Here is a 10,927-nt window from a genome sequence, read left to right on the forward strand (position 1 = left end):
CTTGCTGCTCGCGATGGCCTATCTCGCCGCCCGGCGAACCCGCTCTCGCATGACGGCAGCCCTGTGGTGGGTGGCGGTGCTCGCCCTGCCTGCCCTGGTCGCTCCAGCCGCGTCTATCTCGGCGTGCACTGGGCCACCGACGTCGCCGTCGGCCGGCTTCGCGCTCGGTGCCGCGGCCGCTGTGGGTCGTCTTGCGCCCCCGATCGGGAATCGATGGAACGCGGGATGACCCACCTGCGCCACCTCCTCACAAGAGAGAGCGGCGCTCACCTCCGATGGATCCAGTGAGCGCCAGCCCCTGCTCCTAGGATCGGGTCATGGACGGTGGCGCCGGTGCTGGTGGACCTTGAGGACTTCGTCGCTCAGCTCCATCACTGCCTCGTGGCACGCGTCCCATTCGATGAAGCAATCGCCTTCTCTTCAGAGCCTCAGGCAGCAGCGACAGCTACGGAGTGAATAGGACCGTCCTGTCGCTCCGCTCCCGCCCGACGGACGGCAGGATGTGCAGATGGCGAAGAGCGAGATAGAACTGCTGGCCCTGCTGCGCGAACTTGATGACCCGGAGCGGCTGGAACGGCCGCTGCACTACGACCGTGTGGCGACCGGCCTCCAGTTCGGCGGGCTGGTGCGCCGGCTCGAAGCAGACTTCGGGGCCCCCTGCGAATCGGAGCGGGACACCCAGGACTCCAGCGAGTACGGACGCGTCCACGTGCCTGCGGACGCGACGGTCAGCGGGACGAGGATCGTGGTCTGCGTGAGCAAGTTCGGCCCCCTCGCTGAGGTCTGCGCCGACAATCCGGGGGCTTTCCTCGGGACGGACGAGGCCCACCAGGAGGGGGCGCTGGACCTCGGTGACTTCGCCACCGTGGAACGGGCGTTGGCCGACCTCGGCTACGTGAGTGTCCCCGAGGAGCTGCTGGAGAGCGACTACGACGGCCCGAGCAGGCTGGAGCACTTCTCGGCGCGGCCCAGCTGGTGGACGCGGTTCTTCGGCACGGTCTGGTGATCCACCTGCCCCACGGCCCCCAGCCGACCCCTGCGCGTCGGCTGGGGCCCGCGGGCGGACCCGAGGCAAAATCCGGAGAAGACGCCTACCTCCACGGCTTGACGGCTTAACTGCATGAGGTGTCCTACCTTCTAGGCGGGTTGATCGGGCCATTCGTAGGGTCCTGTCGCCTGGGGGTTCTGGGAGGGGCTACTGAGGTGTCGCCGCTCGTGGCTGAACAGACTTGGCCGCCTCGGACCCCACCGACGACCGGGCCGCTCATTGAGAGTTGCGAGTAGATCGCTGAGTAGGACAACGCCGGTGAGGTCGTCTGCACGAGAGAATCGCTACGACTCACCCGGGATCACGATTGAATCGCATCTGGGCCGGCATCGATGCCGGCAAGGGCCACCACCACTGCTTCGTCATCGATGGAGACGGCACCAAGCTGTTATCGAGGCGGGTGGCCAATGACGAGCCTGACCTCTTGCAACTCATCACCGATGTTCTCGCCCTGGGCGACGAGGTGATCTGGGCCATCGATCTTGCCGACGGCGGGGCCGCTCTCGTCATCTCGCTCCTGCTCAACCACAACCAGCAGGTGCTCTACATCCCCGGCCGGACCGTGAACCGGACCACGGCCGGCTACCGCGGCGAGGGCAAGACCGATGCCCGCGACGCACACGTCATCGCCGACCAAGCCCGCATGCGCCGCGACCTGCAGCCGATCAGGCCCGGCGACGAAGCCATCATCGAGCTCCGTCTGTTCACCGGCCGTCGTGCCGATCTGGTCTGCGACCGCACCCGAGCCGTCAACCGCCTTCGTGGCCTTCTGACCGGTATCTTCCCCGCTTTCGAGCGCGCCCTCGACCTGGGCAATCACGGCCCCCTGGTCCTCCTCACCGGCTATCAGACACCAGCCGCCATCCGCCGGCTCGGCGCCAGCCGGCTTGAACAGTGGCTCCGGAATCGCAAGCTCCGCTGGTGCGGGGCCCTGGCCCGCACCGCCATCGAGGCCGCCGAGCGACAGCACACCAGCGTCGCCGGAGAGAAAACGGTCGCCGTGATGGTCGCCACGCTCGCCCCTGAAGTGATCGTGCTCAACGAGAAGATCAGCGAGATCGACCGGCAGATCGAGGCTTCCTTCCGGGCCCACGAGCAGGCCGCCATCGTTGCCAGCATGCCCGGGATCGGCAACCTGCTCGGAGCCGAGATCCTGGCAGCCATCGGTGGCGACATGGATCTCTTCGGCAGCCCTGATCGCCTGGCGACTTACGCTGGCCTGGCACCGGCTCCGCGGGACTCAGGCAAGGTCAGCGGCAACCGTCACCGCCCCAAGCGATACCACCGACGTCTACAACGAGCCTTGTTCCTTGCAGCCATGAGCAGCATCACCTGCTGCTCGGAATCACGCCGGTACTACGACCGCAAGCGAGCCGAGGGCAAGAGGCACTCCCAAGCGGTCCTGGCGCTGGCCCGGCGACGCGTCAACGTCCTGTGGGCACTTCTCCGAGACCAGCGGACCTACGAACTCACGCCACCAGCGTCAACAGCCGGATAGGGCCTCTCACCGATCGCAAACCGGATCGACCAAAGCCGACTTGTCAGGGAGGATCCCATCAGCACTGCCCTATGACGCTGAGGAGCCCCCTGTGATCACGCAAGGAGTACAGGTCACAGGCCGGTGCAGTGCCTGCGGAGGCACGACGACCTGCGATGTCGGCCAGTTCTTCCACCGCGGCATGCTCCGCTGGGGCACCGAAGGACACTGCGCGGACTGCCCGAATGCGTGGTGCGAGCAAGACAGCGGCCCCGTCACGCCCGAGAACATTCGACAGGCCCTGCTGCAAGCGCACGGGCCCACGTGGCTTCGCCTGTCTGGAGACGTGCCAAGCCGCGTTCCCGTGCTGCAGGCACTCCGCAGTGCACAGGCACTGTCCCTTGGCGAAGCACGGGCACAGGCCGCGGAACTCGCCGGAACGGGTCTCATCGGCACACGCGTCGAGATGGAGATCCTGGCGATTTATCTTCGGAGACGAGGAATCGCGGTGAGCGTTGAACCAGCGGCGTAACCCCGTCTGGACAGCGCCTCCTGCTGGCTTGACACCGGCATTGAGAAGTCTTTCCCCGCGATAGCCGGGGAAGAAGTTCTACGCAGTGACCGGGCGGCGGCCGGTGCTGGAAGCAGCCGGCCGCCCTGGAGCCTGACGGGGCAGGGCCCTCTGGCCGCATCGGCAAGCCGTATGCGCCTGACCGGGAGAGGCTGTGGAATGCCAGGCCCGCGCGGTGAAGGAGGCCATCTCCGAGTGGTTCTCACCCCGCCCTTGAGTCGATGCTCGCCCAGGCCGCCGAATACGTTCCTGGCACCGGCGTCCTGGCGAGCGGCTTCGCGGCGGAACACAAGTTCGACAACCACCGCGCGATCCTCTTCACCCCCACCGGCCTCGGCGGACGGCTGCTCCTGCAGACCCGGCGTGGGTCCCTGATCCAAGGCCGGTTCCCCGACTTGGTCGCGGCCGCAGGGCAGCTGCCCGAAGGGCTTGTCTTGGACGGCGAGCTCGTCGTGTGGGACACCGCCACCGGCCGACTGTCCTTCGAAGCCCTCCAGCGCCGGGCCGCCGCCCGCGGCCGCACCGCCACCGCGCTCGCCGCGAAAACGCCGGCGTTCTTCATCGCCTTCGACGCCCTGTAGATCGACGGCATCGAGCCGCTGCCCCTGCCCTACTCCGAGCGCCGCCGACGCCTGGAGGTCCTCTTTACGGCCCGCCTGGACGCTGTGCCCCATGACCACCGACCCGGACCTGTCGCGGAGATCAGCGCGGACACCGCCGTCGACCGGGGGGCTACCGCCACCCGCTGCGCTTCACACGACTGCGCTCCGATCTCTCCGCCGCGGACGTGGCTCTCTTCGGCGAAGGCCCCGCTGCCGCTGCCGGGTGAGCGGCGCGGCGGACAGCCACTGACACTCTTGTGCCGTCCAGCAGGAAGACGACGCGAGATGTCAGTGGTCCCGGCTCTGAAATGAGTACGGGGCCGGCGAGGAGCTGAGCACGTGCGCCCAGGCGAACTTGTGCCGGAGCCGCTTGGTTGTACCCATGCATGAGACAACCTCCGTTCTGACTGCCGACCGTGCCGCCGAGACCCGTGCCATCGGCACGGTGTCGATATGGGTCACGGCTGCAACGGTGGCCTTGATCCCGCTCGCCTTCCTCTTCGGGTGTCTGGCCGGGCTGGCCCAGGAAGTTCACCCTCAGACCGTGGCCGTCCTCATGATCTGCTGGTTGGCGTCCTGGACGGTTACCCCTTTGCTTGTGGTGGCATCCCGGCTGCCCCTGCGACACCCCACCCTGACCAGGGCACGCCGGTGGGCGGGGTGGGTCGCGCCGCTCCCGCCGACGGTCACGATCCTTTTGAGCCTCGGCCTGTAGATGACGACCTCGAAGCCGGCCACGGATGCCTCACGCGGGGCTTCGGGCGAGCGCGGCCACATGGAGCCCGACCGGCCGGGCGCCGAGGCTCGGGCGCTCCGGGCTCGACAGCAGCCAGGACGATTCCCACATTGAGCCTGTCGGCGGACGGCCTGCCCGCTACGCTCAAGATCACGCCGTGCCGACAGGAGTGCGCGGACGAGGGCAGGTGCCCCAGGCGCTCTGGACAGCACCTGACCGCACGAGGTGCCCCCGCCAGCGCTCGGCAGGGGCACCTCGGCGAAACTCCACCACCTGCGCCGCGCCCCGGCCGGGGAGCGCGCATACCGCCGGTGCCACCCGGTCCTTCGTCCGGCTCACCGGGCATCTCGTTAAGGGCGGCCTGTGGGGTTGCCTGGGGTGCGGCGGGACGTCGGCCGTGTGCTGACGTGGTGTGGCTCTGTTCACGAGGACGGACAGAGCCTGTTCACCAATTCGGGAGGCGGTCGGCCCCGGCTCGGATTCGAAATGTCCACGGGTTTCGACAGCGCCAACCGTGCCTAGGGGGTGATGTGGTCCGGCCTTGGCCGCCGTGGGGCTCGGGGGGATCGTCACTCGGGATCGTGGCCTGCCCGCATGCTCGCTACGGCGCACACGAGCAGTGCGCCGGTGAGTGCGGTCAATGGTGTGGTCCAGGTGCCGGTGGCGGTGTGGAGGGCGGCGGCGAGGACGGGGCCGGTGGCGGCGAGGAGGAAGCCGCAGGTCTGGGTCATGGTGGACAGGGCGGTCACATGGTCGGGGTCGTCTCCCCGGTGGGCGTACAGCACGCCGGGCAGGGCCTGTCCGGCACCCAGCCCGATCCCCAGGACGGCGATCCAGAGCATCGAGGTCCCGGCCGGGGCGACCAGGAGCCCGGTGAAGCCGGCGGCGCAGACCAGGATGGTGGCCAGGATGTGGGGGCGCTGGTCGGTGCGCTTCGCGGCCAGGACAGGGGCGGCGAACCCGCCGACGGCGACGCCGCAGATCAGCAGGGCCTGGCCGGTACCGGCAGTGCTGCGGGCGAGGCCGGCCTGCACGAGGATCGAGGGCAGCCAGGCGAGCGTGGTGTAGAAGGCGAGGGTCTGAATGCCGAAGAAGGCGGTCAGGCTCCAGGCGACCGCGGTGCGGGCCACGTGCGGGCGCCGGGACCGCTCCTCGGCGTCGGCTGCCGCGGCGGGCTGCGGCGCCCGGTGGCGCAGCTGCGGGGTCATGCCGGCGGCGGCGAGGACGGCGGGGATGACGGCCAGGGCGATGGCCGGCTGCCAGGTGCCGGCGGCCTGGGCGACGGGGACGACCATGGCGGCGACGAGGGCGGAGCCGGCGCCCATCGACAAGGCGTAGAGGCCCATCATCGTGCCGACGCGCTCGCGCGGGAAGCGCTTGCGGACCAGGACCGGGATGAGCACATTGACGACGGCGGTGGCCGCGCTTACCACGACGGTGCCCGCGAACAAGCCGGGCATCCCCAGCATGCGCAGCACCGCCCCGGCCACCAGGACCAGGCTCGCCCACCACAGCCCGCGCTCCTCGCCGAACCGCCGCCGCGCCACGGCCGCGAGCGGGGCGAAGGCGCCCATGCACAGCGGCGGCAGCAGCCCCAGAAGGGAGACCGTGGCGGGGCTGAAGTGTGCGACCGGGGCCAGAGGCCCGATCTGGCCGAACGCGACCCGGGTGTTCAGGCTCATCAGCACGAACCCGACGACGAGCAGCACGCCCGCGCCCGGAGCGGGCGGTGTGGTGCGGCCTCGGGGGACGGCGGCGGTCGCCGCCGGCGGCGCGGATACGGTCATGGCAGGCCCTCCAGGGGAGCGCAGTGGTTAGGGTGGCCTCAACCCTGCACGCTCAAGTCCACTTGAGCGCAAGCCCCCGGCACGCGGAGGAGCCGATGGAGCAGCTGTACTCGATCAGCGAGGTCGCCCGTGCCTTCGGCGTCTCGGTGCCGACACTGCGCTACTACGAGGAATGCGGACTGATCCAGCCCGTCGCCCGGCGCGGCCGGGTGCGCCAGTACGACCGCGCGGCCCTGGAACGACTCGCCTACGCCCAGCTGTGGCACCACGACGGCATGATGACCCTCGCCGACACCGCGACCGTGATGACCAGCGAACACGTGCAGGAACGCCACGCCCTGATCGCCACCCAGCACGCCGCCATGCAGGAGCGGATCGACCGGCTCACCCGAGCCGCCGCCGTGCTGCGGCACATGCTGGACTGCCCTTCAGACCATCCGCTGAGCTGTCCCGTGACTGGCGCTTACATCCACGCCCGCGTCGACGCCACCCTTGCCGGTGAGGAAGTCCCCGTAATGGTCCTGTCCGACATGCCCGCACAGCCCTCGGACACCTGACGCTCTACCCGTACCCGAGAACATCGAACTCGCCAGCGCACGCGGCGCGCCTGCAGCGGCTGCTGTCGCTTCTGGTGAACATCGAACACCGCGCCTCTGCCCTGCCTCCCGAATTGCTGAACAACTGATGCAACTCGGGTTCTGGCTCAACTTTTGTGGTGCGGCACGGTCGCCTGGCGCAGCGCGCTGAGCGAGCGACGGAATCGGCAGGTTACGAGGTTGTCGGCTATTGATGTTGAGGCGTGATGACCTGAGAGTTCGGCTGGTGGGTGATTTAGCAGATCGTCGGGCTGACGGGCACGAGTTCGGTGCTCGGTTTGCGGCGGGTGGGCCGCTGGGCGGCTCGGTCGGAGACCAGGCCGGCGATGGCCCGGTGCGTGGCCGGGTAGTGCTCGCGGCAGCCGAGGAAGCGCTGCAGCGGGCGCCACTGCTTGTGCTTCGCGTTGGCGTGTTCGACACAGATCCGCGCCGAAGACTGGCGGCGCCGTTGCTCACGCCAGGCGTACTGGTCACCGAGCGGGGCGTCTTCCTTCGGCTTCTTCGGCGGCGCACTGACCTGTTCGGGGAACTCGTTCGCCAGACCCCGGTAACCCTCATCCACCTCGGCTCTCACGTCCGGGTGGAGACGGAATTGCTCGGCGATGCCTTCGGTGCGCATCGCGGTCTGGTCGTGCATTCTTCCGGGCCGGTCGGCCCCGGACCACAGGGTGCGGCCCTGACCATCGCTGATCGTGGTGGTCTTCATGGTGTTCTGCTTCTTCTTGCCGGAGACGAACGCGCAGCGGCCCGGCCGGTGGGCCTTCGGGCGGCGGACCTGGGTCTCGGTCCCGTCGATCCGCAAGGTCACGCCCTCCGCATCGGCGTAGGCGAACACGTCGGCCAATGTTCGCAGGCGCAGTCCAGACTGGCCGGGGACAGCGAAGCCGCGGTCGGCGAGCAGCGGGCGGATCTCGCCGATGGCCTCGGTGACGGTGGAGCGGCCGACCCCGTACAACTCGGCGAGCGCGGCGTGCGGGAGCTGAGTGCGCAGGTGGACCAGCGCGACCAGCACTCGGTCGGTGAACACCAGCTCGTGCTTGCGGCCGGCACCAGCGGCACGGTGACGCTTCCCTCCCCGCCGCTGATGCAATGCCGATTCCCCCCGGGCCTGCCACGGCCCGGCCAACTCCTCGATCAAACTCGCCGAGATGTGCACGCGAGACGCCTGTGAAGGCAGGATGAGACAAAGCCGCACGGGCCCACTTCTTGGTCACACTCGAAGAACCCGTGCGGCCGTCCCCACGTCACGGCCTGTGACCGCTCTCATGCTTGGCGGGCAGGGCAGAAGTTTTCCTCCAGGAACGCCGAAACCGCCTCGGTGAACGCCTCCGGCGCTGCGTGGTGGATCAGGTGTCCAACCGGGATGGTCACCACTCGCCCGCCAGGGATGCGGCGGGCGAGCTCGGCGACACCGTCCTGGGGAACATGACTGTGTGGGCCGCCGGCGAGCACGAGGGTCTCGGCGGTGATCTGGCCGAGCCGCTCCAGCCACCTGGGATCGGGCTGGTCGATCTGCCGCCTGACGGCCAGCACCATCTCCCAGTCGAAGGTCAGGGCGCCGTCCGGCCTGGCCGGGGTGCTCGGCTCCCGGGGACGGGGGACCGGTACATCCTCCAGGACGAGCCGGCTCACCCGCTGCGGATGGTCCTCCGCGAGCAGGTAGGCCACGATCCCGCCCATGGAGTGCCCGATCAGATCCACTGGTCCAAGTCCCAGTGCGTCCAGGAACCGGAGCACATCGGCCTGCATGAGTTCGAGTGAGTAGTCTCCCGGCCAGTCGCTTCGGCCGTGACCGCGAAGATCGAGGGCATACACCCTTCGACTCCGGGTGAGGGCGGGCACAACCGCCTCCCAGCCGGTGGCATCCTCGCCCAGCGCGTGCAACAGGACTAGCGGCGGAGCATCCGGAGGACCCGACGTCTGATAAGCCAGCCGGACCTCGCCAACGTCGACCGAGCGTTGATCAACCATGTCCGGAGGATATGCGGACGGGTCCTGCCGGAGATTGGCGTTCACCAGCAGCCCAACCACCATCCCCGGTCAGCAGCTCGGGTTCTCAGCCACACGGTTCTGGCCCCGATCTTCAATAGCCGACAACGCCGTAACCCCCGACCCGGCCCCCACACCATCCGCCGCCGATTGAGCGGCTTCCGCCTCGGGCGCGGTGCGGGGGCCGGGCATCATGGCCGCCGCCGCGGAGGTGAGGGCGAGCTGGGAGTCCATGCCAGGAGGATTGGGAAGACCACAGCTGATCTGAAAGACGCATCCTACCCGGGACTGCGACTTCGACGACGAACTCACCCGGCGACTGCCCTGACAGGCTGCTCTGTACGATCACGGAATACTGGGCGCTGGTCCGCCTGACCTGTGCGGAGATCAGCAAGTGGTGCCCTGTCCGGATAGTTGAGGGAGTTGGCGAGTGTCCGCTTTGGACTTCTACGCTCACGTCGCCGTTTGCGGTGAGGTCCTGCGAGTTGGCCTCGGTGCCGATCCGGAAGCCTGGGAAGCCGCCCTGGGGGAGACATGCCTCGATGTTCCCGGTGGTGGCCTACTACGGCGGGACTACGGGCTCGTGGAAATCAACTTCTCGCCGGACCAGCCAGGGCGGCAAGGGCAGATGTCGTGCTTCGGCTTCGGCGTGAAGATCCAACGACTGCTGTACGACCAGTCCCCGAGCACCGTGCCGTCCCCGCTCTCGCGGGAATACGGGGAATTCGCGCCCAGAGTCCCCTTCAAGGAACTGCAGACCGCCATCCTGGCCCTGGGCCACACGATCGAACTCGACAAGCACAACACATCGAGTGACATGGACTGCTACCGCGTATCCGCGTCCGCCGCCCGCATCCACGTCGTCGCTGACCCTGACCCGTACGGGTCAGGCGAGCCAGATCCAGACGGACATCAGAGGGGCGACGTCTGGTCCATCGACGTGTGGTGACCAGCCAGCGACCTCCCAGCAGTCAGTGCTATCTCTTCGCTACGAGGAGCACCGGGAAACGATCACCTGCGCGGCGGGCAACGATCTGAAGAGCGCGCGCCACCCAGCTGATCAGCCACACTCAAGCCCCCGTGCCGCATCCGACCGGCTAGCCCGCGGCCAATGTGGGTTCGGCATGCCGTCATCGCTCATGTGCGCCCGTTGCCAGATTTCGTTCCAGCTGAACGGAGTCTCCGGCACGAACCGGTGCCGCTGCCCGCACGGACATGGCGCCAGCGCCCGCGCGCACCCACGGCACAGCTCGACCCAACCGTGCCCGGTCGAGCTCAGCCCTCGTGGTCCCGCAATCCCGCAAGCTGGGCAGCCGGGCGGCTCGGCACCGTCCAAAATCGCGTTCTGCCGCTGGACGTACTCGCTCAGGCGCAGCGACGGGTGGCGAAACGGGTCTTCGAACCAGGCACGGTCTGGGCTTTCCCACCAGTTCCGCAGCCACCACGGCCGTGGGTTCGGTACAGCCCGCCGCCCAGCCTGCTTCTCCGCCCGGCGCTGTGCGGCGTACTCGTCTGCCCGCACGAGCCACAGCACCCGCGCCTCGTGCAGTTCCTCCACCGCCCTCGCCAGCGCGTCCGGGTCCGCCTCCAACCGACGGGGGATCGCGGCGCTGAGCGTGAGGTGGTGGTATGTCGCCCGCAAGCCGTAAGGAGCAAAAACGGTGAGGTAAGTGCGCAACGCGCTGTGCCGCCGGTGCAGGGGGAGCCGGGCGTCGTGCACGTGCGCTCGGTGGGTGAGGAAGCTGGTCATGGTGTAGGCGCCAGGTCCAGTGCCCGTCCCGGGGCGGCAGTGACGGCAGCAGCGTGTGCTGGCAGGTGTTGTTCAGCCCAGGTTTCGGCAAGGCTGAGGAAGTCCTGCAAATCCCGCTGGGCGCCGGTGACGAGCGTCCGTATCTGTTTCTACTGACAGCTCGATCACCGGGGCTGCTGTCCGTCCCGTGAGCGTCGAGCGTCAGCCGGACGATGTCGCCAAGATGTTCGGCCATCGAGGACGGATCGTGGCCGAAGTAGGAGCAGCCGGTGCCGTTAAGAGGCCATCTCATTTGGGTGGTTGGGTAGGCTGTCGGTCGTGGTGGGGATTGTTGAGCGGCTGGTGCCGGACGAGTTGTGGGAGTTGTTCCA

The 10,927-nt window shown here is 68.5% G+C and carries 7 protein-coding genes and 1 pseudogene; 5 read left to right on the plus strand and 3 right to left on the minus strand.

Annotation, left to right across the window (positions count from 1 at the left end):
* The first annotated feature begins 508 nt into the window (after positions 1-508).
* From ABZ924_RS28485 to ABZ924_RS28495, 3 genes are all read left to right on the plus strand, one after another.
* Positions 509-1,006, plus strand: coding sequence for a hypothetical protein (locus ABZ924_RS28485; protein WP_361915692.1), 498 nt, complete (start codon positions 509-511; stop codon positions 1,004-1,006).
* Positions 1,007-1,355: 349 nt separating this feature from the next.
* Positions 1,356-2,546, plus strand: a complete 1,191-nt coding sequence (locus ABZ924_RS28490) for an IS110 family transposase (protein WP_361915695.1) — start codon at positions 1,356-1,358, stop codon at positions 2,544-2,546.
* 771 nt (positions 2,547-3,317) lie between these two features.
* Positions 3,318-3,677 (plus strand): hypothetical protein, encoded by a 360-nt coding sequence (locus ABZ924_RS28495; protein WP_361915698.1) that lies wholly within the window; start codon positions 3,318-3,320, stop codon positions 3,675-3,677.
* Positions 3,678-5,003: 1,326 nt separating this feature from the next.
* Here ABZ924_RS28495 and ABZ924_RS28500 read toward each other — a convergent pair.
* Positions 5,004-6,221: an MFS transporter gene (locus tag ABZ924_RS28500; protein WP_361915700.1), complete on the minus strand. Its 1,218-nt coding sequence runs from the start codon at positions 6,219-6,221 to the stop codon at positions 5,004-5,006.
* Between the two features lie 62 nt (positions 6,222-6,283).
* On the opposite strand from ABZ924_RS28500, the gene ABZ924_RS28505 reads away from it, so the two are divergent.
* Complete coding sequence (locus tag ABZ924_RS28505; RefSeq protein ID WP_361915702.1) at positions 6,284-6,778, plus strand: MerR family transcriptional regulator; 495 nt, start codon at positions 6,284-6,286, stop codon at positions 6,776-6,778.
* A 274-nt stretch (positions 6,779-7,052) separates the two neighbouring features.
* On the opposite strand, the pseudogene ABZ924_RS28510 reads toward ABZ924_RS28505, so the two are convergent.
* Positions 7,053-8,031: pseudogene (locus ABZ924_RS28510) on the minus strand (transposase family protein).
* A gap of 49 nt (positions 8,032-8,080) precedes the next feature.
* On the minus strand, positions 8,081-8,788 hold the full coding sequence (locus tag ABZ924_RS28515) for an alpha/beta hydrolase (protein WP_361915705.1): 708 nt from the start codon (positions 8,786-8,788) through the stop codon (positions 8,081-8,083).
* 448 nt (positions 8,789-9,236) lie between these two features.
* On the opposite strand from ABZ924_RS28515, the gene ABZ924_RS28520 reads away from it, so the two are divergent.
* The gene (locus ABZ924_RS28520; protein ID WP_361915707.1) at positions 9,237-9,755 is read left to right on the plus strand and encodes a hypothetical protein; all 519 of its coding nucleotides are present in this window, start codon (positions 9,237-9,239) and stop codon (positions 9,753-9,755) included.
* The last annotated feature ends 1,172 nt before the right edge of the window (positions 9,756-10,927 follow it).

Source organism: Streptomyces sp. NPDC046876 (assembly GCF_040645035.1).
In the GTDB taxonomy this organism is placed as follows: Bacteria; Actinomycetota; Actinomycetes; order Streptomycetales; family Streptomycetaceae; genus Streptomyces.

Coding starts and splice junctions, on each gene's coding strand:
- ABZ924_RS28495 (WP_361915698.1), top strand. CDS start 3,318: ATGCTCGCCCAGGCCGCCGAATACGTTCCTGGCACCGGCGTCCTGGCG.
- ABZ924_RS28485 (WP_361915692.1), top strand. CDS start 509: ATGGCGAAGAGCGAGATAGAACTGCTGGCCCTGCTGCGCGAACTTGAT.
- ABZ924_RS28500 (WP_361915700.1), bottom strand. CDS start 6,221: ATGACCGTATCCGCGCCGCCGGCGGCGACCGCCGCCGTCCCCCGAGGC.
- ABZ924_RS28515 (WP_361915705.1), bottom strand. CDS start 8,788: ATGGTTGATCAACGCTCGGTCGACGTTGGCGAGGTCCGGCTGGCTTAT.